This window comes from Vibrio sp. V39_P1S14PM300 (genome assembly GCF_009904765.1).
GTDB lineage: Bacteria > Pseudomonadota > Gammaproteobacteria > Enterobacterales > Vibrionaceae > Vibrio > Vibrio proteolyticus.
Genome location: NZ_WXWP01000280.1, coordinates 6,079 through 31,301, shown reverse-complemented (window position 1 = coordinate 31,301; position 25,223 = coordinate 6,079). Strand labels below are relative to the sequence as shown.

15 protein-coding genes and 2 tRNA genes are annotated in these 25,223 nt (G+C 52.3%); 12 read left to right on the top strand and 5 right to left on the bottom strand.

Annotated elements, in window-relative coordinates; genetic code table 11:
• Positions 1 to 2: 2 nt before the first annotated feature.
• The 12 genes from rlmE (at position 3) to truB (ending at position 12,099) form a co-directional block, all read left to right on the top strand.
• Positions 3 to 593, top strand: coding sequence for a 23S rRNA (uridine(2552)-2'-O)-methyltransferase RlmE (rlmE, locus tag CAG65_RS14330; RefSeq protein ID WP_237668817.1), 591 nt, complete (start codon positions 3 to 5; stop codon positions 591 to 593).
• 99 nt (positions 594 to 692) lie between these two features.
• Positions 693 to 2,630 (top strand): ATP-dependent zinc metalloprotease FtsH, encoded by a 1,938-nt coding sequence (gene ftsH / locus CAG65_RS14325; protein ID WP_040902707.1) that lies wholly within the window; start codon positions 693 to 695, stop codon positions 2,628 to 2,630.
• A 51-nt stretch (positions 2,631 to 2,681) separates the two neighbouring features.
• On the top strand, positions 2,682 to 3,512 hold the full coding sequence (gene folP / locus CAG65_RS14320; protein ID WP_161454087.1) for a dihydropteroate synthase: 831 nt from the start codon (positions 2,682 to 2,684) through the stop codon (positions 3,510 to 3,512).
• A 33-nt stretch (positions 3,513 to 3,545) separates the two neighbouring features.
• The gene (gene glmM, locus CAG65_RS14315; RefSeq protein ID WP_161454086.1) at positions 3,546 to 4,886 is read left to right on the top strand and encodes a phosphoglucosamine mutase; all 1,341 of its coding nucleotides are present in this window, start codon (positions 3,546 to 3,548) and stop codon (positions 4,884 to 4,886) included.
• A 257-nt stretch (positions 4,887 to 5,143) separates the two neighbouring features.
• On the top strand, positions 5,144 to 5,482 hold the full coding sequence (gene secG / locus CAG65_RS14310; protein ID WP_161454085.1) for a preprotein translocase subunit SecG: 339 nt from the start codon (positions 5,144 to 5,146) through the stop codon (positions 5,480 to 5,482).
• Positions 5,483 to 5,497: 15 nt separating this feature from the next.
• Positions 5,498 to 5,581, top strand: a tRNA-Leu gene (locus CAG65_RS14305).
• 55 nt (positions 5,582 to 5,636) lie between these two features.
• Positions 5,637 to 5,713: transfer RNA gene (locus CAG65_RS14300), tRNA-Met, on the top strand.
• A 212-nt stretch (positions 5,714 to 5,925) separates the two neighbouring features.
• Positions 5,926 to 6,381 (top strand): ribosome maturation factor RimP, encoded by a 456-nt coding sequence (gene rimP, locus CAG65_RS14295; protein WP_021705688.1) that lies wholly within the window; start codon positions 5,926 to 5,928, stop codon positions 6,379 to 6,381.
• A gap of 33 nt (positions 6,382 to 6,414) precedes the next feature.
• Positions 6,415 to 7,902, top strand: coding sequence for a transcription termination factor NusA (nusA, locus tag CAG65_RS14290; protein ID WP_021705687.1), 1,488 nt, complete (start codon positions 6,415 to 6,417; stop codon positions 7,900 to 7,902).
• Positions 7,903 to 7,928: 26 nt separating this feature from the next.
• The gene (gene infB / locus CAG65_RS14285) at positions 7,929 to 10,649 is read left to right on the top strand and encodes a translation initiation factor IF-2 (protein ID WP_021705686.1); all 2,721 of its coding nucleotides are present in this window, start codon (positions 7,929 to 7,931) and stop codon (positions 10,647 to 10,649) included.
• A gap of 101 nt (positions 10,650 to 10,750) precedes the next feature.
• Entirely contained in the window at positions 10,751 to 11,146 is a 396-nt protein-coding gene (gene rbfA, locus CAG65_RS14280; RefSeq protein ID WP_021705685.1) for a 30S ribosome-binding factor RbfA, read from the top strand.
• Complete coding sequence (truB, locus tag CAG65_RS14275) at positions 11,146 to 12,099, top strand: tRNA pseudouridine(55) synthase TruB (protein WP_161454084.1); 954 nt, start codon at positions 11,146 to 11,148, stop codon at positions 12,097 to 12,099. The genes rbfA and truB overlap by 1 nt, the downstream gene beginning before the upstream one ends.
• Positions 12,100 to 12,138: 39 nt before the next feature.
• On the opposite strand, the gene CAG65_RS14270 is transcribed toward truB, so the two are convergent.
• The 5 genes from CAG65_RS14270 to gltB (CAG65_RS14250) all read right to left on the bottom strand — a co-directional run bounded on the left by CAG65_RS14270 (position 12,139) and on the right by gltB (CAG65_RS14250) (position 24,982).
• Positions 12,139 to 12,570 (bottom strand): DUF1499 domain-containing protein, encoded by a 432-nt coding sequence (locus CAG65_RS14270; RefSeq protein ID WP_161454083.1) that lies wholly within the window; start codon positions 12,568 to 12,570, stop codon positions 12,139 to 12,141.
• Between the two features lie 89 nt (positions 12,571 to 12,659).
• Entirely contained in the window at positions 12,660 to 14,072 is a 1,413-nt protein-coding gene (locus tag CAG65_RS14265; RefSeq protein ID WP_161454082.1) for an FAD-dependent oxidoreductase, read from the bottom strand.
• A 21-nt stretch (positions 14,073 to 14,093) separates the two neighbouring features.
• A complete protein-coding gene (gene gltB, locus CAG65_RS14260; protein ID WP_161454081.1) occupies positions 14,094 to 18,557 on the bottom strand; it encodes a glutamate synthase large subunit in 4,464 nt (1,487 codons plus the stop codon).
• A 405-nt stretch (positions 18,558 to 18,962) separates the two neighbouring features.
• Complete coding sequence (locus CAG65_RS14255) at positions 18,963 to 20,432, bottom strand: glutamate synthase subunit beta (protein WP_161454080.1); 1,470 nt, start codon at positions 20,430 to 20,432, stop codon at positions 18,963 to 18,965.
• Entirely contained in the window at positions 20,432 to 24,982 is a 4,551-nt protein-coding gene (gene gltB, locus CAG65_RS14250) for a glutamate synthase large subunit (protein ID WP_161454079.1), read from the bottom strand. Before gltB (CAG65_RS14250) ends, CAG65_RS14255 begins: the two co-directional genes overlap by 1 nt.
• Positions 24,983 to 25,223 lie beyond the last annotated feature (241 nt).

The window sequence follows — 25,223 nt, the reverse complement described above, 5'->3', positions numbered from 1 at the left end:
GGTTGAAAGAGCATTTTGATGATAAATACGTCAACGAAGCCAAGAAGAAAGGCTATCGCTCACGTGCTATCTTCAAAATTGAAGAGATTCAGAATAAAGACAAGCTGTTGAAATCGGGCATGACCGTGGTTGACCTCGGTGCGGCTCCGGGTGGATGGTCTCAGTATGCGGCGGGGATCGTTGGTGAAGAAGGTCAGGTGATTGCCTGTGACATTCTGCCAATGGACTCAATTGCAGGAGTCGCGTTTCTGCAGGGCGATTTTCGTGAAGAATCTGTCCTGGACGCGCTGCTTGAACGAATCCAGCCTGACATGGTTGACGTAGTAATGTCTGATATGGCGCCGAATATGGCCGGTAACCTGTCGGTCGACCAGCCAAGAGCGATGTACCTGGTCGAGCTTGCGCTCGATATGTGTCGACAAGTTCTGGCGCCTAATGGTAGCTTTGTGGTGAAAGTCTTCCAGGGGGAAGGATTTGACCAGTACGTAAAAGACGTGCGGGATTTGTTCAGGGCCGTCAAAATCCGTAAACCGGATTCTTCCCGGGCAAGATCGCGTGAAGTTTACATCGTAGCAACCGGTTACAAAGGGTAACCATTTCGCTGCCCGTGGCAAAAGTTAACACTATAGCTACAGGTTACAAACTGTAGTACCCTACCTTTAATTACAATTAGTTATCGCGAGGCTGACACCTTGAGTGACATGGCAAAAAATTTAATTCTGTGGCTCGTCATCGCTGTAGTATTGATGTCGGTATTCCAGAGCTTCGGTCCTGGTGACAGTAACGGCAGAACAGTAGATTACACCACATTTGTGCAGGAAGTTGGCCAAGGCCAGATCCAGGAAGCAACCTTTAAAGAGCGAGAGATTTCATTCACTCGTCGTGGTGGTAGCGCGCGTTACGTGACTTACATGCCTGTGTACGACCAGAAACTGCTGGACGATCTGATCAACCAGAACGTGAAAGTACAAGGCACACCTCCAGAAGAACAAAGTTTACTCGGAACCATCTTTATTTCGTGGTTCCCGATGATCCTGCTTATCGGTGTGTGGATTTTCTTCATGCGTCAGATGCAGGGCGGCGGCGGCAAAGGCGCGATGTCGTTTGGTAAGAGCAAGGCTCGCATGATGAGTGAAGAGCAGATCAAAACCACTTTTAACGACGTTGCTGGCTGTGATGAAGCCAAAGAAGATGTGAAAGAGCTGGTCGATTACCTGCGTGATCCGAGCCGTTTCCAGAAACTGGGTGGTAAGATCCCAACGGGTGTTCTGATGGTCGGCCCTCCGGGCACGGGTAAAACTTTGCTGGCAAAAGCCATTGCCGGTGAAGCGAAAGTGCCGTTCTTTACGATTTCGGGTTCTGACTTTGTCGAAATGTTCGTCGGTGTTGGTGCATCACGGGTACGTGATATGTTCGACCAGGCTAAGAAAGCCGCCCCTTGTATTATCTTTATCGATGAGATTGATGCCGTCGGTCGTCAGCGTGGTGCTGGTGTGGGCGGTGGTCACGATGAACGTGAGCAAACGCTCAACCAGATGCTGGTTGAAATGGATGGTTTCGAAGGCAACGAAGGTATCATCGTGATTGCGGCGACAAACCGTCCGGACGTACTGGATCCGGCGTTGTTGCGTCCTGGCCGATTTGACCGTCAAGTCGTTGTGGGCCTGCCAGATGTACGTGGCCGTGAGCAGATCCTGAAAGTGCACATGCGTAAAGTTCCTCTGGCTGGTGATGTTGAACCGTCTCTGATTGCCCGTGGTACACCTGGCTTCTCGGGTGCCGATTTGGCAAACCTGGTGAACGAAGCGGCGCTGTTTGCTGCCCGTGGTAACAAGCGTAACGTTTCCATGGTTGAGTTCGAACTGGCAAAAGACAAAATCATGATGGGTGCCGAGCGCCGTTCAATGGTGATGTCGGAAGAGGTTAAAGAGTCTACTGCGTACCATGAAGCGGGCCACGCGATCGTCGGTCGTCTGGTGCCTGAACACGATCCTGTTTATAAAGTGTCGATCATTCCTCGTGGCCGTGCTTTGGGGGTAACCATGTACCTGCCTGAGCAAGACCGCATCAGCATGTCGCGTCAGCATCTGGAGTCGATGATTTCCAGCTTGTATGGCGGCCGTTTGGCGGAAGAGCTGATTTATGGTCCGGCCAAAGTATCGACCGGTGCCTCGAACGATATCGAACGTGCAACGGACATCGCTCGTAAGATGGTCACACAATGGGGCTTTTCGGAAAAACTGGGTCCTCTGCTGTACGCTGAAGACGAAGGCGAGGTATTCTTGGGTCGCAGCGTGACGCAGACTAAGCATATGTCAGATGACACCGCCAAGCTGATAGACGACGAAGTGCGCAGCATCATTGATCGCAACTATGATCGGGCGAAGCGTATCCTGGAAGAAAACATGGATATCATGCACTCGATGAAAGACGCGTTGATGAAATATGAAACCATCGATGCGGGTCAGATTGATGATTTGATGGCGCGCAAAGATGAGATTCGTGAGCCTGCTGGCTGGGCGGATCAGGAGCGAGCCAAGGCTGAAAAACAGCCGGAAGAGAAAGCTGAGCCTGCCGCAGAAAAAGCCCAGCAGGACAGCGCACCGTCTGAAGACAAAGATACCGAATAATTTTAGTCTACTGATCAAACCCCGAGGCAACTCGGGGTTTTTGTATTTAAAATGAAAATCTCAGCAAATAATAAAACGCTCGATTTGAGCCGTCCTCAGGTAATGGGGATTCTTAATGTGACCCCGGACTCGTTTTCTGACGGGGGCCAATTTAACTCGATTGACTCCGCATTAGAACGCGTCAGGCGCATGATCGACGCCGGTGTCACCATCATCGATATTGGTGGTGAGTCTACCCGCCCCGGGGCGCCGGAAGTGGCATTGGAAGATGAACTGGAGCGGGTGATTCCGGTGATCCGTGCCATTCGTCAGCAATACGATGTCTGGATCTCAGTCGATACCAGTAAAGCGGAAGTGATGCGCCAGGCCGTTACGGCTGGGGCCGATTTAATTAACGATATCCGGGCATTACGAGAGCCAGGTGCTCTGGAGGTCGCGGCGCAGGCTCAGGTACCTGTTTGTCTGATGCACATGCAGGGGCAACCACGCACCATGCAAGCTCACCCTCACTACGAAGATGTGCTGAGTGAAGTGGCGGCGTTTCTTCAGGAACGCGTGGCGGCATGTGAAGCGGCAGGGATCAAAAAAGGGCAATTAATTCTGGATCCTGGATTTGGCTTTGGCAAAACCGTTGAACATAATTATCATCTACTGGCGCACCTTGAAGAGTTTCATAAGTTTGGTTTGCCTATTCTGGCGGGAATGTCACGCAAATCGATGATCTTCAAGTTGCTGGACAAGCAACCGGCGGACTGCATGGTGAGCAGTGTGACTTGTGCCAGCATTGCCGCGATGAAAGGGGCACAGATCATTCGTGTCCATGATTTCGAAGAGACGCTGGAAGCGATGCGGGTTGTCGAGGCAACTTTGAGCAATCGCTAAGATTCACAGCACAATAATAATGAAGGAAACCGTATGTCTGATAAAAGACGCTATTTCGGTACGGACGGCGTACGTGGCAAGGTAGGTCAATACCCGATCACGCCGGATTTTGTACTCAAGCTTGGTTGGGCTGCCGGCCGTGTACTGGCTAAACAAGGCACGAAAAAAGTTATCATTGGTAAAGATACCCGCATCTCGGGATACATGCTGGAATCCGCTCTGGAAGCGGGCCTGGCAGCGGCGGGGCTGAAAGCCATTTTTACCGGCCCGATGCCGACGCCGGCTGTGGCGTATCTGACCCAGACATTCCGTGCGGAAGCCGGTATTGTCATCTCTGCATCGCACAACCCGTATTACGACAACGGGATTAAATTTTTCTCCTCTGAGGGCACTAAGTTACCCGATGATGTTGAGCTGGCGATCGAAGAAGAGCTGGACAAAGACATTGAGTGTGTGGAGTCGGCGATGCTGGGTAAAGCGGCGCGCCTGAATGACGCTGCTGGCCGTTACATTGAATTTTGTAAGAGTACCTTTCCGTCTCAATTGAGTCTGGAAAAACTGAAAATTGTCGTCGATTGTGCGCATGGCGCCACGTATCATATTGCTCCGAGTGTGTTTACGGAGCTGGGTGCGGACATCGTCACCATGGGCGTTGAACCCAATGGCACCAACATCAACGATCAGGTAGGGGCTACTGATGTGAAAGCCCTGCAGCAACGTGTTGTGGCAGAAGGGGCGGATCTGGGGCTGGCGTTCGATGGTGATGGCGATCGCATCATCATGGTCGATCATCTGGGCAACAAAGTGGATGGTGACCAGATCGCGTACATCATTGCACGCGATGCGCTGCGCCGTGGCGAGCTCAAAGGTGGGGTTGTTGGTACGCTGATGACTAATCTGGGAATGGAAAACGGCTTGAAGCAGCTCGGCATTCCGTTTGTCCGCGCTGCCGTGGGCGATCGTTATGTGATGGAGCAGTTGCAGGAAAAAGGCTGGAAGATCGGCGCGGAAAATTCCGGACACGTTATTTTACTGGATAAAGTCACCACTGGTGACGCGATTGTGGCTGCGTTGCAGGTGCTGGCTTCGGTCGTTGGCAGCGACATGACCTTGCATGAGCTGTCTCAGGGAATGACCCTGTATCCTCAAGTGCTGGAGAATGTCCGTTTTGCTGGCTACTCCAACCCATTGGAAGCGGCAGTGGTCATCGCTGCGGTGGAACAAGTGGAAAACGAATTGGGTGATAAAGGTCGAGTTCTGCTGCGTAAATCCGGTACCGAGCCGCTGATCCGTGTGATGGTGGAAGGGGAAGATGCTGAGCTGGTGAAGGCGTCGGCTCTGAAGATTGCCGCTGCGGTCAAGGCCAGTTGCTGACGGTAAAAGGTTGACGTTAAGCGAGAGCGTCCTTTAAGAAGGAGAGCGACTCGGGAGACAAAAGGGTAACTGATTGCTGCTTTTGCCCTTTTTTTGACCGTTTGACCGAAGAGTTAAGCTTTTTTGTCAATTTCCTCTTGTCAGATAACATGGCTTTCGCTAGTATTGCTCCGCCTTCAGTAGTGGAGGCCGCTAGCCTTGTTCCGGAATCTTTCCAGAGCGGCGCTGGCTCAACAATTTGGAACATAGGTGGAAATATGTTTACAGTTCTACTTGTGATTTACCTGTTGGCAGCGCTTGGTGTAATTGGCCTGGTGTTGATTCAGCAAGGTAAAGGCGCAGATATGGGAGCCTCATTCGGTGCTGGCGCTTCAAACACAGTGTTTGGTGCAAGCGGCTCTGGTAACTTCCTAACCCGAATGACTGCAATTTTTGCAACCGTATTCTTTGTCATCAGCTTGGTACTGGGTAACATGTCTACCCATAAAGTTGAATCTCAGTTTGCTGACCCAAGTCAAGGTCAGGTTATTGAGAAGAAAGTTGATGATGCAGCGAGTGATGTACCGGCTAAGCCGAGTGACGACATCCCTCAATAAGCTGCAAAGTTTGATGCCGAGATGGTGAAATTGGTAGACACGCTAGCATGAGGTGCTAGTGCCTTAGGTGTGAGGGTTCGAGTCCCTCTCTCGGCACCATTATTTACAAACTTGTAAATCACCTTGTTGAGCGTATAATGCACAGCAAGTCGGACGCGGGGTGGAGCAGCTTGGTAGCTCGTCGGGCTCATAACCCGAAGGTCGTCGGTTCAAATCCGGCCCCCGCAACCAAATCCTTTCACGGATTCGTGGACAAGTTTGCACAGTGTCGAATGCGCACTGTGAGTTAAATACACTAGTATTTAACGTATCAGGGTCCAGCAACAAAAAACCCCGACTTTCGGGGTTTTTTGTTATCTGAATTTCTGCACGTTCGGAATTCAGGTGTTGCTTGGAATTGAAATTGGGCTCTGAGCCCTTTTTTTGTTTCTGGAGTGGTTTAAATGACTGGCTTAGAAAGACAACTTACTGAAATGCTTGACGCGCCTGTCGCAGCCTCAGGCTACGAGTTGGTTGGATTAGAATTTATTCGCGCAGGCGAACACTCAACGTTACGTATTTACATCGACCATGAAAATGGCATTAACGTAGACGACTGTGCAGAAGTTAGCCATCAGGTTAGCGCAGTGCTGGACGTTGAAGATCCAATTTCAGTGGCTTATAACCTGGAAGTGTCCTCTCCTGGTCTGGAAAGACCACTATTTAAAGCAGCACACTACGAACAGTTTATTGGTCACGAGGTAAACATCGTTTTGAAAATGCCCGTTGGCAACCGCCGCAAATGGAAGGGAGTGATCCACTCTGTTGATGGTGAAATCGTGTCTGTCACCGTAGACGGGGCAGAAGAACAGTTTGCTTTGAGCAACATTTCTAAAGCGAACCTTATCCCTAAATTTTAGGTCCCTAAAAATAAAAGCTTAGAGGCTAGAAAAATGAGTAAAGAGATTTTAGCGGTAGTTGAAGCGGTTTCGAACGAAAAAGCAGTTCCTCGTGAGCGTATTTTCGAAGCACTGGAAATCGCGTTGGCAACATCGACCAAAAAGAAATACGAAATCGAAATTGACGTTCGTGTTGCTATCGACCGTAAAACCGGTGAATTCGACACCTTCCGCCGCTGGATGGTGGTAGAGGAAGTAGAAAGCCCAACCAAAGAAATTTCGCTGGAAGCGGCCCGCTATGACGATGATTCGGTTGAGCTGGGTGATTACATCGAAGACGAAATCGACTCCGTGACGTTTGACCGTATTACCACTCAAACGGCGAAACAGGTGATCGTACAGAAAGTTCGTGAAGCTGAACGCGCTCAAATTGTTGAGCAGTTCATCGACAACGAAGGCGATCTGGTGACTGGCGTGGTGAAAAAAGTGAACCGCGACACCATCATTTTAGATCTGGGCAGCAATGCGGAAGCGGTAATCCTGCGTGATGACCAACTGCCACGTGAAAACTTCCGTCCGGGCGACCGTGTTCGTGGTCTGTTGTACAAAGTCGCACCAGAAGCACGTGGTTTCCAGCTGTTCATCACTCGTTCTAAACCTGAGATGCTGGCTGAGCTGTTCCGTGTGGAAGTGCCTGAAATTGCTGAAGAAATCATTGAGCTGAAAGGCGCTGCACGTGATCCAGGCTCTCGCGCCAAAATCGCAGTCAAAACCAATGACCGACGTATTGACCCGGTCGGTGCGTGTGTGGGTATGCGCGGTGCGCGTGTTCAGGCTGTCTCTGGTGAACTGGGTGGTGAGCGTATCGATATCGTGCTGTGGGACGACAACCCAGCGCAATTTGTGATTAATGCGATGGCGCCGGCTGACGTTGCGTCGATCATCGTTGATGAAGATGCACACGCGATGGACATCGCGGTGGAAGCTGACAATCTGGCACAGGCGATTGGCCGTAACGGTCAGAACGTCCGTCTGGCGTCTCAACTGACAGGTTGGGAACTGAACGTGATGACCGTTGAAGATCTGCAGAAGAAACACGCAGAAGAGTCTCAGGCGTCTATTGAAAACTTCATGAAGTACCTGGATATCGAGCAGGACTTCGCTGAGCTTCTGGTTGAGGAAGGTTTCTCAACACTGGAAGAAGTGGCGTACGTTCCGGTGAATGAACTGCTTGAAGTTGAAGGTCTGGATGAAGATCTGATTGAAGAGCTGCGTACACGTGCAAAAGATGCACTGACGACGATTGCTCTGGCACAGGAAGAGTCTTTTGAAGGCCTGGAGCCAGCGGACGATCTGCTGGGTCTGGAAGGTCTGGAACGCGAAATGGCGTTTAAACTGGCAGCCAAAGGTGTGGTAACACTGGAAGATCTGGCTGATCAGGGAATTGATGATCTTGAAGGTATTGAAGGTCTTACCGAAGAACGTGCAGGTGAATTGATCATGGCTGCTCGTAACATTTGTTGGTTCGGTGAAGATGCATAATTAATTCAGCAAGGGGAGAAAGCGGCATGACACAAAGAACAGTTAAAGCACTGAGTGAAGAAATTGGTACGCCAGTTGACCGCTTATTAGAACAACTTGCTGATGCTGGCATGAACAAAGCGAGTGAAGATGTAGTGTCTGACGATGAGAAGCAGAAACTACTTACTCACCTTAAAAAAGAGCACGGAGACACGTCAGGTGAATCCGGCCCGACTCGCTTAACATTGCAACGTAAAACCCGCAGTACACTGAGTGTGAACGCGGGCGGTGGTAAAAGTAAGAATGTTCAGGTTGAAGTGCGCAAAAAACGTACGTATGTTAAGCGCAGTACAATCGAAGATGAAGCGCAACGCGAAGCAGAAGAAGCTGCGATGCGTGAAGCTGAAGAACTAGCGAAACGTGAAGCCGAAGAGCAGGCGAAACGTGACGCAGAAGCGAAACGTGAAGCAGAAGAAGCGGCTAAGCGTGACGCGGAAGAAAAAGCGAAACGCGAGGCTGAAGAGAAAGCCAAACGTGACGCTGAAGAGAAAGCGAAGCGTGAGTCAGATAAAGGAAGTGAACTCACTGCTGAAGAGAAATCCAAGCAAGAAGCAGCGCGAAAAGAAGCTGAAGAGCTGAAGCGTCGTCGGGAAGAAGAAGCCAAGCGTAAGGCTGAAGAGGAGAGTCAGCGCCAGCTGGAAGAAGCGCGCGAATTGGCTCAGAAGAACGAAGAGCGTTGGTCTGCTGCAGAAAAGAAAAAGGGTGATATGGAAAATACAGATTACCATGTAACGACTTCACAATACGCACGTGAAGCCGAAGATGAAGCAGATCGTAAAGTAGAAGGCAGCGGTCGCCGTAAGAGCAACAAGAAAATGTCTTCGAAGAGCGACTCTCAAGAGCGTGGCGCACGTAACCAGCGTGGCGGTAAAGGCGGTCGCAAAGGCAAGCTGAGCAAGCCAGCGAAACCAGCTTCAATGCAGCACGGTTTCGACAAAACGGCCACCGTTGCGAAGTCAGATGTTATGATTGGTGAAACCATCATTCTGTCTGAACTGGCGAACAAGATGTCGGTGAAAGCGACTGAAGTCATCAAAGTGATGATGAAAATGGGCGCAATGGCCACGATCAACCAGGTAATTGACCAGGAAACAGCACAACTTGTTGCTGAAGAAATGGGTCACAGAGTTATCCTGCGTAAAGAGAACGAACTGGAAGAAGCGGTTCTGTCTGATCGTGACAGCGATGCCGAGTCTGTACCACGTGCACCCGTTGTGACCATCATGGGTCACGTTGACCACGGTAAGACGTCGACTCTGGACTACATCCGTCGTGCGCACGTAGCGTCAGGCGAAGCCGGTGGTATTACTCAGCACATTGGTGCTTACCACGTTGAAACGCCAAACGGCATGATTACCTTCCTGGATACTCCTGGACACGCCGCGTTTACCGCTATGCGTGCTCGTGGTGCTCAGGCAACGGATATCGTTGTTCTGGTCGTGGCAGCAGACGATGGCGTAATGCCTCAGACAAAAGAAGCGATCCAGCACGCGAAAGCGGCCGGTGTGCCTCTGATTGTTGCCGTGAACAAGATCGACAAAGAAGAAGCGAACCCAGACAACGTTAAGAACGAGCTGGCTCAGTACGATGTTATTCCGGAAGAGTGGGGCGGTGAGAACATGTTTGTTCACATCTCTGCAAAACAGGGAACCAACATCGAGCAACTGCTGGAAACCATCCTACTGCAAGCGGAAGTTCTTGAACTGACGGCTGTGAAAGAAGGCATGGCATCAGGCGTGGTGGTGGAATCTCGTCTGGATAAAGGTCGTGGTCCGGTTGCCACCGTTCTGGTTCAGTCTGGTACACTGCACAAGGGCGACATCGTTCTGTGTGGTCAGGAATATGGCCGTGTTCGTGCAATGCGTGATGAAGTGGGTAACGAAGTTACTGAAGCGGGCCCGTCGATTCCTGTTGAGATCCTGGGTCTGTCGGGTGTACCGGCGGCAGGTGATGAAGCGACAGTTGTCCGTGATGAACGTAAAGCGCGTGAAGTCGCGAACTACCGTCAAGGTAAATTCCGTGAAGTGAAACTGGCTCGTCAACAGAAAGCGAAACTGGAGAACATGTTCTCTAATATGGCGGCGGGTGATGTTGCTGAACTGAACATCGTTCTGAAAGCAGACGTACAAGGTTCGGTTGAAGCCATCGCTGACTCGTTGGTGAAACTGTCTACTGATGAAGTGAAAGTCAACATCGTTGGTTCTGGTGTCGGTGGTATCACAGAAACGGACGCAGTACTGGCTGCAGCGTCTAACGCTATCGTTCTTGGCTTTAACGTTCGTGCGGATGCCTCTGCGCGTCGTACCATCGAAACTGAGAACCTGGATCTGCGTTACTACTCAATCATCTACCAGCTGATTGACGAAGTGAAGCAGGCCATGAGCGGCATGCTGGCACCTGAGTTCAAACAAGAGATCATTGGTCTGGCTGAAGTTCGTGACGTATTTAAGTCACCGAAACTGGGTGCCGTTGCGGGCTGTATGGTTACTGAAGGTGTCATCAAGCGTAACAACCCGATCCGCGTACTGCGTGATAACGTGGTTATCTATGAAGGTGAGCTGGAATCACTGCGCCGCTTTAAAGATGACGTTGCCGAAGTGAAGAATGGTTACGAATGTGGTATCGGCGTTAAGAACTACAATGATGTTCGCGTTGGTGACCAAATCGAAGTATTCGAAATTGTTGAAGTGAAGCGTACTATCGATTAATTGACTTATGTTGCCAACACAATGGCAATGATCGGTTGTTGAATACGCCATGGGGGGCTGGGTTAACCATCCCCCCATTCTTTCTAGATAAGAGAAAAGTTATGTCAAAAGAATTTAGTCGTACGCAGCGTGTTGCACAGCAGCTGCAAAAAGAACTGGCCATGATCCTGCAACGTGAAGTCCGTGACTCTCGTCTGGGGATGGTGACCATCTCTGATGTTGAGGTGTCCCGCGATCTGGCTTACGCCAAAGTGTTCGTGACGTTCCTGTGTGTGGGCGAGCAAACCCCGGAATCGTGTCTGGCCGCTTTGCGTGAGCACGAAGTGCATATCCGCATGATGCTGGGTAAACGCATTCGTCTGCGTCTGACTCCGGAGATCCGTTTCCACTACGACAATACTCTGGTTGAAGGCATGCGCATGTCGAACCTGGTCACGGAAGTGGTCAGTGAAGATAAGCGCAAGCAGAAAGATTCTGGTCGTGAGGACGAAGAATAATGGCTCGTCGTCGCAAAGGCCGTCCGGTCAATGGTGTTGTCCTGTTGGATAAACCGACCGGCATCTCCTCAAATGATGCGTTGCAGAAAGTAAAGCGCATCTATTTTGCTGAGAAAGCAGGGCACACGGGGGCACTGGATCCCTTAGCGACGGGCATGCTGCCTATTTGTCTTGGGGAAGCAACCAAGTTTTCACAATTCCTGCTTGATTCCGATAAACGCTACCGTGTTATCGCCAAACTGGGTGAACGGACCAACACCTCTGATTCGGATGGTGAGGTCGTTGAAACCAGACCGGTCAATGTCGATCTGGATACACTACAAGCTTGTATCGACAAGTTCCGTGGTATCACGGATCAGGTTCCATCCATGTTCTCCGCGCTTAAACATCAGGGCAAACCTCTGTATGAATACGCGCGTCAGGGCATCGACGTACCGCGTGAAGCGCGTAAAATCACCGTTTACGAGATCGTACTGCATCGCTTTGAGGGGGATGAAGTCGAGATGGAAGTGCATTGTTCAAAAGGCACCTACATCCGTACCATCGTTGATGATCTGGGTGAGATGCTTGGTTGTGGGGCACACGTGACGATGCTGCGCCGCACCGGAGTGGCCAAATACCCTTATGAACGCATGGTAACGCTCGAGCAGTTGAATGCGTTGCTTGAGCAAGCCCAGCGTGATGATATTGCACCTCGCGAGTTGCTTGATCCGTTGTTGTTGCCCATGGATACTGCCGTGCAGGATCTGCCCGAAGTGAATTTGGTACCAGAGCTGACCGATATGGTTCAGCATGGTCAGCCAGTACAGGTTTTTGGGGCACCGCTTGAAGGCGTAGTGCGCCTGACCAGCGGGGATGACAAGCTGTTTATCGGTGTCGGTGAGATGAACGATGACGGTAAAATCGCGCCCAAACGCTTAGTGGTGTTTCGCGACGAATCGCTGACAGAGTAATAAAAAAACCGAAGCCCAGGCTTCGGTTTTTTATCGCTGTTACTCGATGATCACACCTTGCTGTAGCAGCAGGCTTCTCAACTGCTCAGCCCGTTTGCGGTTGACACCAAAATCCGAATACCCGAGCCGGGATTCAGAGCGCACCATCAGTTGTTGCTGACGGATCCGCAGTTCGAGATCATCCACAAAACGCATGATGCGAGTAGTGCATTCGATCCGCAGGTAATCGGCTTGACGCTCAGCCGTTTTGGCACCGGGCAGCATCAGAGCAGCACGTTCGACGTCATCCAGTGTTGCATTGTCAGTTAAGGTAAAAGGCGCCAGATGAAAGGCTTCCCGGGTGTCTTCTGTAGACACACAGTTGGGTTTGTTACCACAAGGTTGAGCGGTTCGGTCCTGCATGGGGGCTACTCCGTGCGTGCAAGCGGTTAAGCTCACGAGACTCAGGCAGATAAACGCGATGAGTTTCATGACAACATCCTAAAAATAAATAACTTTTTATTATAGGGGCAGAAATGAAAAAGGATCCACAGAGTGGATCCTTTTGTGCGTTTATTTACTCAGATTTCCAGGTAGTCGAGGATGCCATCGGCGGCCTTACGCCCTTCATCAATTGCCGTGACCACCAGATCGGAGCCGCGGACCGCATCCCCACCGGCAAAAATCTTCGGATTGCTGGTCTGATATTGAAACGTCTGTTGCGTGGAGGCTTTGATGCGTCCCCACTGATCCAGCGCGACGTCGAATGGTTCTAACCACGCCATCTGGTGCGGCTGGAAACCAAAAGCCATGATCACTGCGTCTGCTTTGAGCACGTGCTCACTGCCTTCGACCGGTTCAGGACGGCGGCGCCCGGCGGCATCGGGTTCACCCAGCGCGGTTTTGACGACTTTTACACCGCACACCTGGCCGCTGGCATCGACTTCAATGCCGAGTGGTTGCAAGTTGAACATGAACTTGACGCCTTCTTCTTTGGCGTTTTTCACTTCTCGGCGCGAGCCCGGCATATTGGCCTCGTCCCGGCGATACGCACAGACGACTTTGGATGCGCCCTGACGAACCGAGGTGCGCACGCAGTCCATCGCAGTATCACCGCCACCCAAAACCACCACACTTTTGCCGGCCATGTCGATAAACGGCTGATCGTGGGTCAGTTCCATCACTTTATACGTGTTGGAAATCAGAAACGGCAGAGCGTCGTAGACGCCCGGAGCGTTTTCGTTGTCTAAACCGGCACGCATGTATTGATAGGTACCGACGCCAAGGAACACCGCATCGTACTCGTCCAGCAGTTCTTGCATCTGGACATCCTTTCCGACTTCAACGTTGAGGCGGAACTCCACGCCCATTTCACTGAAAACGCGACGGCGATTTTCCATCACCCCTTTTTCCAGTTTGAACGATGGGATACCAAAGGTCAGCAAACCACCGATTTCCGGATAACGATCGAACACCACAGGTTTGACACCATTGCGCACCAACACGTCTGCCGCGGCCAGACCGGCAGGGCCGGCGCCAATGATGGCGACTTTCTTGTCGGTCCACTCCACGTTGGACATGTCCGGTTTCCAGCCCATCTCGAACGCTTTGTCGGTGATGTATTTTTCAATATTGCCGATGGTGACCGCGCCGAAATCATCATTCAGGGTACAGGACCCTTCGCACAAACGATCCTGTGGGCATACACGACCACACACTTCCGGCAGACTGTTTGTCTGGTGAGACAACTCGACTGCCTCGAGGATACGGCCCTCATTGGCCAGTTTCAGCCATTGAGGAATGTAGTTGTGAACCGGGCATTTCCATTCACAATACGGATTACCGCAATCCAGACAGCGATCCGCCTGAGCGGTGGCCTGCTGTTTGGTAAACGGTTCATAAATTTCAACAAACTCTATCTTGCGTATCTTGAGCGGCTTCTTCGCAGGGTCCACGCGTTGAACATCGATAAATTGGTATACGTTCTGGCTCATAAATCTGGCTCCTTCCAATTCTTATTGTGCTTGAACGCGCAGTTCTGCGGCGCTGCGGCTCTGGTGGCCGAGCAGGGTATTGAGATCCGCAGCTTGCGGTTTCACCAGGTAGAACTTCGGAATCCATTCGTCAAAGTCTGCCAGGATACGTTCAGCGTGCACTGAACCGGTCTCTTCCAGATGCTCGGCAATCAGTCCGCGCAGGTGCTCCTGATGGATATACAGATCCGCCAGTGACAGCGCTTCGACCGATTCATTATTGACCCGGCCGGCAAAGTCGTCATTTTCGTCCAGTACGTACGCAAATCCCCCCGTCATACCCGCGCCGAAGTTCACTCCGGTGGCTCCCAGGATAGCGACAATACCGCCAGTCATGTATTCGCAGGCGTTGTCACCGGCTCCTTCAATCACTGCGATAGTGCCTGAATTGCGGACTCCGAAACGCTCACCGGCCTTACCCGCCGCAAACAATTTACCGCCGGTTGCGCCATACAGACAGGTGTTGCCGATGATGGTCGCTTCGTTGCACTGGAAGGCCGTGCCAAGGTGTGGCTTGATCACCACTTTACCACCAGCCATGCCTTTACCGACATAGTCATTGGCGTCGCCAGTCAGGTACAGTTCCACGCCACCGGCGTTCCATACACCGAACGACTGACCTGCGGTTCCGTTGAGGTGGATCTTGATCGGGGTGGCCGCCATGCCCTGGTTGCCATAACGTTGAGCGATTTCGCCCGACACGCGCGCTCCGACTGAGCGATCGGTATTGATCACGTCGTAGTAGAAGCTGGCTGAGTGCTGCGCTTCAATCGCCGCCATGGCATCGTCAACAATTCTCTGGTTGAGGATGGCTTTGTCGAATGGTGCGTTCGGCTCGGTCCAGAACAGGGGATGCCCCTCGGCGGAGACCGGCGCTTCCAGAATACCGGACAAATCCAGTTTGCTCTGTTTGGCGGTCATGCCTTCTACGGCTTGCAGTAAGTCGGTGCGGCCAATCAGATCCGTCAGCTTTTCCACCCCCAGTTCCGCGAGCAATCCGCGCACTTCCTCGGCCAGTCCGGTGAAATAGTTGATGACCATTTCCGGCAAGCCTTTGAAGTACTCTTTGCGCAGTGTCTCGTCTTGAGTCGCGACCCCGGTCGCACAGTTGTTCAGGTGACAGATACGCAGGAACTTACAGCCCATCGCTACCATAGGGGCGGTACCAAACCCAAAGCTCTCAGCACCCAGAATGGCGGCTTTGACGACGTCTAATCCGGTTTTCAGGCCACCGTCAACCTGCAAGCGGATTTTGTGGCGCAGACCATTGGCAACCAGCGCTTGTTGGGTTTCAGCCAGGCCCAATTCCCAAGGGCTACCGGCGTATTTTACTGAGGTTAACGGACTGGCTGCGGTGCCGCCGTCGTAACCCGAGATAGTAATCAAATCGGCGTACGCTTTGGCAACACCGGTTGCTATCGTGCCAACCCCGGGTTCGGAGACCAGTTTCACCGACACCAGCGCCTTCGGGTTCACTTGCTTCAGGTCGAAGATCAGCTGAGCTAAATCTTCAATCGAGTAAATATCGTGATGCGGAGGAGGAGAGATTAACGTCACCCCTTGCACCGAGTAACGCAGCTTGGCGATTTCTGCCGTGACTTTATGCCCGGGCAACTGACCACCTTCGCCGGGTTTGGCTCCTTGCGCCACTTTGATTTGCAGTACGTCCGCATTGGTCAGATAGTGAGGCGTCACACCAAATCGGCCAGAGGCCACCTGCTTGATGCGCGAGTTGCGTTCGGTGCCGAAACGGCGGGGATCTTCGCCGCCTTCGCCTGAGTTTGAATAACCGCCGAGGCGGTTCATCGCGGTCGCCAGCGCTTCATGCGCTTCCGGGCTGAGTGCGCCGATCGACATCGCTGCTGAATCAAAGCGTTTGCATAGATCTGTTGCAGGTTCAATTTGCGTCAGCGGCAGTGGCTGCGCTGCTTTTTTCAATTGCATCAGGTCACGCAGCATCGCGACCGGACGCTGGTTCACCTGCTTAGCAAAACTCTGGTAATCCGTTGCTTGACCGGTTTTAACCGCCGTTTGCAGTGTACCGACCACGTCCGGGTTGTAGGCGTGATATTCGCCGCCATGGACGTACTTCAACAGTCCGCCGTGATCAATCGATTTGCGCTTCGCCCAGGCTTTCCGTGACAGGTTGAACAGGTCCTGCTGAAAATCTTCGAAGTTTGCCCCCTGGATACGAGTGGTGACGCCGCGGAAACAGAGGTCGACCACATCCCGATGCAGGCCGACGGCTTCGAACAGCTGCGAGCAGCGATAGGAAGCAATGGTCGAAATGCCCATCTTGGACATGATCTTATACAGGCCTTTATTGATGCCGTACTGATAATTTTGCATCACGTCGCGATAGCTTTTGTCGATCGCGCCGTCATCGATCACTTTGCCCAGCGCTTCATAAGCTAGGTACGGATAGACTGCGGTAGCGCCGAAACCGAGCAGAACGGCAAATTGATGAGGGTCGCGCGCGGAAGCGGTTTCGATGATGATGTTGGCATCACAGCGCAGGTTGGCTTCAACCAGACGTGTCTGAACAGCGCCAACCGCCATCGCCGCCGGGATTGGCAATTTACCTTTAACCAGTGCACGGTCCGACAGTACCACCAGTACCGTGCCGTCACGAACCACCTGCTCGGCTTCATCACACACATCCAGCAGCGCCTGCTTCAGGTCTTTTTGCTGCGGATCGTAATTGATGTCGAGGATGGTATTGCGGTAATGCTTGTCACTCAGTTCCAGTAGTTGTTGCATGTCTGAGTACAGCAGCACTGGGGAGTCGAAGGTCACCCGATAGGCGTGACCATCCGTCTCGCAAAACACGTTCATCTCCTGACCGATACTAGTTGCCAGTGACATGACGTGTTTTTCCCGCAGCGGGTCGATCGGCGGGTTCGTCACCTGAGCGAACTTCTGACGAAAATAGTCCGTTACCAGCCGCTCTTTGGACGACAGCACGGCCATGGGCGTATCGTCGCCCATAGAGCCGACCGCCTCCTGGCCCATGTCTCCCAACACGCGCAACACTTGATCCACTTCCTCATTGGTCATGGCAAACTGCTTCTGATAGGTTTTGAGCCGATTTTCGTCAAAGCTGCGTTCGCCGACCTGATCGTCCGGGAGAGCGGCAAACGGAGTCAGTTTGTGAACGTTGTTTTCCATCCACTCGCGGTAGGGGTGGCGACCTTTGAGGTCGTTATCGATTTCACTGGATTGCCACAGTTTGCCTTTACGGGTATCCACAACCAGCAGTTCGCCCGGACCGACGCGGCCTTTTTCCGCTACTTCGTCTGGCGCGTAATCCCAGATGCCCACTTCAGAGGCGAGGGTGATCAGTTTGTCTTTGGTGATCACGTAGCGCGCCGGGCGCAGGCCGTTGCGGTCGAGATTACAGGCAGCATAGCGGCCATCAGACAGTACGATGCCCGCCGGGCCGTCCCAGGGTTCCATGTGTTTGGAGTTAAAATCGTAGAAGGCGCGCAGATCGGCATCCATATCCGGGTGGTTTTGCCATGCGGGCGGCACGAGCATGCGCATTGCGCGGAAGATGTCCATCCCGCCAGCAAGGAACAGATCAAGCATGTTGTCGAGGCTGGATGAATCTGAGCCCGTTTCATTGACAAACGGGGCCGCGGTCTGCAAGTCCGGCAGCAGCGGGGAAGCAAACTTGTACGCCCGGGCACGAGCCCACTGGCGGTTGCCTTCAATGGTGTTGATTTCCCCGTTGTGCGCTAGATAGCGGAACGGCTGAGCCAGCGGCCAACGAGGCTGCGTATTGGTTGAAAAGCGCTGGTGGAACAAACAGATGGCCGACTCCATACGCAGATCCGCCAGATCCAGATAGAAACGGGGCAGGTCAGCTGGCATGCACAGGCCTTTGTAGACCATCACTTGTGTTGACAGGCTACAGATATAGAAATCACGGTCATCGGTCAGCTGTTTTTCAATCCGGCGACGGGCAATGTACAAGCGACGTTCAATGTCGCGTTCACGCCAACCGGCCGGCGCGGAGATAAATACCTGTTGGATATCGGGCAGTGAGTTGACGGCGATAGGACCGAGTACGTCGGGATTGGTCGGCACTTCGCGCCAGCCTGACACGGTCAGGGTTTCCTGAGCCAGTTCTTTATTGATGATGTCTTTGGCAGACTGGGCTTTCACCGGATCCTGACTGAAGAAAATCATACCAATCGCGTACTGCTTACCCAGTTTAAACTGGTGCTCTTCGGCGATAAGGCGTAAGTAGGAGTCGGGTTTTTGTAACAGAAGGCCACAACCATCACCGGTCTTTCCGTCAGCGGCGATACCGCCCCGGTGGGTCATGCGATCAAGTGCTGAGATTGCGGTACGAACCAGCTTATGGCTTGTTTCACCTTCCATGTGTGCGATCAAGCCAAATCCACAGTTGTCTTTTTCAAGACTTGGATCATATAGAGCCATTGCAATTCTCCCTTTGCTTCCTGCCATCCTGGCAGAGAAATGACTAACTATGCATCTAAATTGTTGTATTTGTTTTTTTATGCAATAAAAACGTCGTTAAAACTTAACAAGATTGGGTGTTTTTCTTTTCACCGAATTCACAACCTATAGCTTGTTGTGAAAAAGGTCAAGTTTTTAGTGAAAAATCGCGCTGACGACGCTTTTACCACGTAAATCACCATATAACCCCTTTTATATCAATAGGATAGATTTTTGATTGTTACATTTTTGCAACATATTTGAGTGGTCGGAATAAAAAAGACCAGCATGTGATGCTGGTCAAATAAAAATGTTTGGAAGGAATCGTTGTAACGCCGGGGTTTCATGGATAAGCATGCTGTTTATCCAATCACCCGGCGATGGTGGTTAGGCGGACAGCATCAGGGAATCGGCTCTTGCCTCCAGGTTGCTGGTGCCCATCAGGTAAGTGTCAATGGCGCGCGCGCATTCACGACCTTCATTAATACAGCGTACGACCAGAGACTGACCTGTGCGCATATCACCTGCGGCGAAGACGCCTTCTTGGTTGGTGGCAAAATCTAGCGTGGCCACATTACCGCGATCATCGAGCGCGATATCCAGTTGAGCCAGCACACCGGTAGGTTCCGGATGCAAAAAGCCCATGGCCAGGAAAGCCATGTCACAAGGGATCACGCGTTCGCTGCCTTCCACTTCTTTAAAGCTGGGGCGCTCACCGGGTTTTGCCTCTTCCCAGACGATGTCGGCCAGGCGCAGACCTGTGACTTCACCTTTGTCGTTACCGATGAAGGCTTTGGTCAGGATATTCCAGTGACGATCGACGCCTTCTTCATGAGAGGTCGAGGTGCGCAGGATCATCGGGTATTGTGGCCAGGGCATATTGGTTGGACGTTTCTCCGGTGGAATCGGCATGATTTCAACCTGAGTAACGCTAGCGGCACCGTGACGATTTGACGTACCCACACAGTCAGATCCCGTATCACCACCACCGATGACAACAACGTGTTTCCCTGCGGCGTGAATCTCTTCCCCTTTGAGAGCCATGTTGTTCGCGCGGCGATTATTTTGTCCGAGGAACTGCATCGCAAAGTACACGCCTTTTAGCTCGCGTCCCGGCACAGGAAGATCACGAGGAACGGTTGACCCGCCGGTCAGTAGCACCACATCGTATTCCTGACGCAGTTGCTGGGCGTTAATATCGACACCCACGTGTTGATTGACTTTAAACTCAACGCCAGCTTCTGCCATTAAGTTGATTTTACGATCAATCATGTCCATACCCAGTTTGAAATCAGGGATCCCAAAACGCAGTAAGCCGCCCACTTTTTCATCACGTTCAAATACCGTCACCGTATGGCCTGCGCTGTTTAGCTGCTCAGCGGCGGCCAGGCCCGCCGGGCCAGAGCCGATGATTGCTACGGTTTTACCTGTGCGAGAACGTGGCGTTTTCGGTTTGGCGTACCCTTCACGATACGCCGTTTCAACGATGGTTTTCTCGATGTTACAGATGGTGATGGGATCCTGGTTGATCCCGAGGACACACGCACTTTCACACGGCGCCGGACACACTCGACCGGTAAACTCCGGGAAGTTGTTGGTGGAGCTGAGAATGTTCCAGGCTTCTTCCCAGCTATCACGATACACCGCATCGTTAAATTCCGGAATGATGTTGCCAATCGGGCAGCCGTTATGACAAAACGGCACACCACAATCCATACAGCGAGAAGCCTGAGTGTTGATTTTGTTACCAAACTCCTCGTTGAGAACAAACTCTTTGTTATTCTTGATGCGTTCTTGCGGGTCGATCTTCTGTGGCAGTTCACGACCATGCTCTAAAAATCCAGTAGGCTTACCCATTACACGGCCTCCGCTTGAGTTGCATTTCCTTGAGACTGCGCTTCAGCTTTCCGCTTTTGCAGTACCGCTTTATAGTCGCGCGGCATCACTTTTACTAACGAAGCCAGGCTGGCTTCAAAGTTGTCCAGGAAAGACTGAGCGACTTCACTTCCTGTGAATTCAACATGCTTGGTGAGCATGTTGAGTAAGAGTTCGCGATCTTCTTGCTCAATAGGATCCAGGTCCACCAGTTCTGGGTTCAGTTTCGACTCAAAGTCGCCGGACTTATCCCATACGTAAGCGACACCGCCACTCATACCGGCAGCGAAGTTACGACCCGTTGAGCCCAGAATGATCGCTGCGCCGCCCGTCATGTATTCACAGCCGTGATCTCCGACCCCTTCAACCACGACTTTGGCACCCGAGTTACGCACACAGAAACGTTCCCCCGCCATGCCGCGAATAAACGATTCACCTGAGGTCGCGCCGTAGAAACAGACGTTACCCACTACGATGTTGTCTTCGGCCACAATGCTAGAGTTCGCATCTGGGTAGAGTACTAAGGTACCGCCAGACAACCCTTTACCCCAGTAGTCGTTCGCATCGCCTTCGACGTCGAACTGAACACCTTTCGCCAGGAAGGCACCGAAGGACTGACCGGCTGAGCCTTTGAACTTCACCGTCATCGGTTGAGGCAGCCCTTGGTCTTTGTATACTTTTGAAATTTCGTTCGACAGCATGGTACCGACAGAACGGTCAGTGTTAACGATAGGGAACTCTGCATCCACTGCCTGGCCTTTTTCTAGCGCTGGAATTGCGGCCTGAATCAGCTTACGGTCTAGCACAGCTTCAAGGTTGTGGTTCTGCTGCGTTTGGTTGTGGATACCGTCTGATTCACGTGGCTGCTCAATGTGAAGAACAGGAGACAGATCGAGGTTTTGGTATTTCCAGTGCGAAACGTCTTGGCGAACTTTCAGTTTCTGGCCCTGGCCGACCATTTCGTCGATAGTGCGGAAACCCAGCTCCGCCATGATTTCACGCAGACCTTGCGCCATATACTGGAAGAAAGTCACCACATCTTCGACGCGGCCATCAAAGCGCTCGCGCAGCGTTTTGTTCTGTGTGGCGATACCAACCGGGCAGGTGTTTTTATGACACTTACGCATCATGATACAACCTTCAACCACCAATGCGGCGGTGGCGACCCCCCATTCCTCTGCACCGAGCAGTGTAGCGACTGCCAGGTCGCGCGGGGTTTTCATCTGACCATCCGCCTGAACGACGATACGGTTACGCAGGCCGTTTTTCAGCAGCGTCTGGTGGGTTTCTGCCAAGCCGAGTTCCCAAGGAAGGCCGGTATGGCGAATGGAAGACATGGGTGACGCGCCGGTACCGCCGTCGAAACCTGCGATCAGCACGACGTCGGCTTTGGCTTTCGCGACACCGGAAGCGATAGTACCAACACCGGCTTCCGACACCAGTTTCACGTTAACGCGACCGGCACGGTTAGCGTTTTTCAAGTCGTAGATCAACTGAGCCAAATCTTCGATGGAATAGATATCGTGGTGCGGCGGAGGTGAGATGAGACCGACTCCCGGCGTTGAGTGACGCGTCGCGCCGATCCAATCATCGACTTTATCGCCAGGCAGCTGACCACCTTCACCAGGTTTCGCGCCTTGCGCCATTTTGATTTGCAGCTCATCGGCATTGGTGAGGTAGTAAGAGGTCACACCGAAACGGCCTGACGCCACCTGTTTAATGGCTGAGCGTTCCCAGTCACCATTGTCTTTGCGCTCAAAGCGCATCGGATCTTCACCACCTTCACCTGAGTTCGACTTAGCGCCGAGGCGGTTCATCGCAACCGCTAGTGTGGAGTGCGCTTCATAAGAGATCGAACCGAATGACATCGCACCGGTGGCAAAGCGTTTGACGATGCTCTCAATAGGCTCTACTTCGTTGATAGAGACAGCGCCGGCTGGGTTTTTGATGAACTCAAGTTGGCTACGGAGCGTTACTGCGTTGTCGCCTTGTTTATCGACGGCGCTCGCGTACTGTTTGAACTGAGCGTAATCTTTGTTACGTGTTGATTGTTGCAACAGAGAAATCGTTTCTGGATTGAACAGGTGCTTTTCACCACGTTGTTTCCATTGGTAAACCCCACCCACGTCGAGCATTTGAATTGGGATTTCGCGTTGAGGGTAGCCGATGCGGTGACGGATCAGCACTTCTTTGGCGATGTCGTCCAGAGTGAGCCCCTGGATACGAGAAACTGTGCCTGTGAAGTATTTGTCGACCACCGATTTGTGGATGCCCAAGGCTTCGAAGATTTGCGCGCCGTGGTACGACTGCAGGGTAGAGATGCCCATCTTCGAGAAGATCTTCAACAGGCCGCCATTGATCGCTTTGCGATAGTTATTGAACAGATCGCGTGGGTTCGCGTCTGGATCTAACTTTTTCGTGCGTTGCAGATCTATGATGGTTTCAATCACCAAGTAAGGGTTCACGGCATTGGCGCCGTAACCAATCAGAGTAGCAAAGTGGTGCGTTTCACGGGCGTCACCGGTTTCGACCACAATGTCACACTTCGCACGCAGGCCTTTGCGGATCAGGTGGTGATGCACCGCACCGACCGCCAGCATGGCTGGGATTGCGGCGTGGTTTGAGTTCACGGCACGGTCGGTCAGCAAGATGATGGAGTAACCATCAATTACTGCGTCTTCTGCGTATTGGCAGATGCGTTTGAGCGCCCGCTCAAGTTTGCCTTGATCTTCGCTGGCCTGAAAGACGATATCCAGTGTTTTGGCTTGCAGATGCTCGTTGTCGATTGCACGCAGTTTCTCCAGCTCAGAGTTTGCCAGCACCGGCGATTCCAGCTCAACTTTCTGACAGTGAAGCGGTGTTTCCGTCAGTAGGTTTTGGTCTTTCCCTAAGTAAGTGTTGAGCGACATCACCATGCGCTCGCGGATTGGATCGATCGGCGGGTTGGTGACCTGAGCAAACAGCTGCTTAAAGTAGTTAGACAGATGCTGAGACTGATGCGACAGCACCGCCAGCGGCCAGTCCGCGCCCATGGCAGAGAGCGGCTCTTTGCCGTCTTGAGCCATCGGCACAATCAGTTCGTTGACTTCTTCGCTGCTGACCCCAAACGCTTGTTGGCGGTGAAGCAGCCGCTCCGGAGACGGTTGGCTGAACTGGTTGCTCGCATCGGGGAGCTTGTGCAGGTTCAGAAGGTTCTCAGCTACCCACTGCTCGTATGGCTGAGCGGTGGCGATGGTGTCTTTCACTTCTTCGTCAGAAATGATGCGACCTTGCTCTAAATCGGCAACGAAGATACGTCCGGGCTGCAGGCGACCACGAAATTCCACGTTCTCAGGAGCAATGTCCACCACGCCAGATTCAGATGCCATTACCAGGAAGTTATCTTTGGTCACGGTGTAGCGAGACGGGCGCAGACCGTTACGGTCGAGGGTGGCCCCCACTTGAACGCCGTCGGTGAAACAGACGGAAGCCGGGCCATCCCACGGTTCCATAATATTGGCGTGGTACTGGTAGAACGCACGACGCTTAGGATCCATGGTTTTGTTTTCTTGCCAGGCTTCTGGGATCAACATCATCAGAGCGTGTGGCAGGCTACGACCAGACAGTACCAGGAGCTCCAGTGCCATATCGAAGTTGGATGAATCTGAGCTGCCTTCCTGACAGATCGGCAGCAACATGTCGATCTCGGCCTGGCTGAACAGCTCCGATTCGAGGATCGCCTCGCGCGCTTTCATCCAGTTGAGATTACCGCGCACAGTGTTGATTTCACCGTTGTGGGCAATGTAACGGAAAGGCTGTGCCAGGCGCCATTTCGGGAAGGTATTGGTAGAGAAGCGAGAGTGAACCAATGCCAGCGCTGTCACCATGGTCGGGTTTTGCAGATCGAGGAAATACTGTGGGACCTGCTCTGTGGTCAACTGACCTTTGTAGACCAGAGTCTTGTACGACATCGAATTGATGTAGAATCCGTCGCCAATGTTCGACACGCTTTCCAGACAGACTCGTACGGTGTAGTTACGCAGGACGTATAATTTGCGTTCCAGCTCTTGTGGCGAAGTGCCCGGTCCGCCGGTGACAAACACATGCTCGAACTGAGGTTCGGTACTGAGCGGATCCGCGCCGATCATAGTGTTGTCGGTCGGCAGAACCCGGTAACCGATGATTTCCAAATCCAGTCGTTTGGCATTGCGTTCCAAAATGTCGCGACATTGTTCGCGTTGGTATTCGTCTTTCGGGAACAGCACGACGCCCACGCCATACCGCTCGAAAGAAGGCAGTTTGATGCCCAGCTTGACGGCTTCTTCTAATAGGAATTCATGGGGTTTCTGCAATAAAATGCCCGCACCGTCGCCGCTGCAAGGGTCACAGCCCTGACCACCGCGGTGCTCCATCCGTGCCAGCATATCCAGTGCCTGAGTGACGACTTCGTGCGATTTGCGGTTTTTCAGATGAGCGACAAAACCGATACCACACGCGTCATGCTCCAGTTCTGGAGTGTAGAGGCCTTGTGATTTCTGCTCTCTATCTACCATAGATACATCCTTCCAGTTTAGTGGAGACGCGACAATACTGAGCCGTTCACTCAGTCTGTACGTCTGTTCCTTTATTTTTTGATTCTGAGTCCGCCAAGGTGGCAACTCCGAGTCCATTCCGTCTCTCGCTGAAGATATGTTGCGAGAAAAACATTCCTTGGTGATATCCGTATTTTGAGTGTCACTTTTTCAGTGATTTATATCGGAGGGGGACGAATAACACCGATTTTCTGCGTTTGAT

What these genes read in the sequence shown, in the direction of transcription:
- CAG65_RS14255 (WP_161454080.1), bottom strand. Translation starts at nt 20,432, where the DNA reads ATGGGTAAGCCTACTGGATTTTTAGAGCATGGTCGTGAACTGCCACAG.
- gltB (WP_161454079.1), bottom strand. Translation starts at nt 24,982, where the DNA reads ATGGTAGATAGAGAGCAGAAATCACAAGGCCTCTACACTCCAGAACTG.
- CAG65_RS14265 (WP_161454082.1), bottom strand. Translation starts at nt 14,072, where the DNA reads ATGAGCCAGAACGTATACCAATTTATCGATGTTCAACGCGTGGACCCT.
- nusA (WP_021705687.1), top strand. Translation starts at nt 6,415, where the DNA reads ATGAGTAAAGAGATTTTAGCGGTAGTTGAAGCGGTTTCGAACGAAAAA.
- folP (WP_161454087.1), top strand. Translation starts at nt 2,682, where the DNA reads ATGAAAATCTCAGCAAATAATAAAACGCTCGATTTGAGCCGTCCTCAG.
- rimP (WP_021705688.1), top strand. Translation starts at nt 5,926, where the DNA reads ATGACTGGCTTAGAAAGACAACTTACTGAAATGCTTGACGCGCCTGTC.
- gltB (WP_161454081.1), bottom strand. Translation starts at nt 18,557, where the DNA reads ATGGCTCTATATGATCCAAGTCTTGAAAAAGACAACTGTGGATTTGGC.
- glmM (WP_161454086.1), top strand. Translation starts at nt 3,546, where the DNA reads ATGTCTGATAAAAGACGCTATTTCGGTACGGACGGCGTACGTGGCAAG.
- truB (WP_161454084.1), top strand. Translation starts at nt 11,146, where the DNA reads ATGGCTCGTCGTCGCAAAGGCCGTCCGGTCAATGGTGTTGTCCTGTTG.
- secG (WP_161454085.1), top strand. Translation starts at nt 5,144, where the DNA reads ATGTTTACAGTTCTACTTGTGATTTACCTGTTGGCAGCGCTTGGTGTA.
- rbfA (WP_021705685.1), top strand. Translation starts at nt 10,751, where the DNA reads ATGTCAAAAGAATTTAGTCGTACGCAGCGTGTTGCACAGCAGCTGCAA.
- CAG65_RS14270 (WP_161454083.1), bottom strand. Translation starts at nt 12,570, where the DNA reads ATGAAACTCATCGCGTTTATCTGCCTGAGTCTCGTGAGCTTAACCGCT.
- infB (WP_021705686.1), top strand. Translation starts at nt 7,929, where the DNA reads ATGACACAAAGAACAGTTAAAGCACTGAGTGAAGAAATTGGTACGCCA.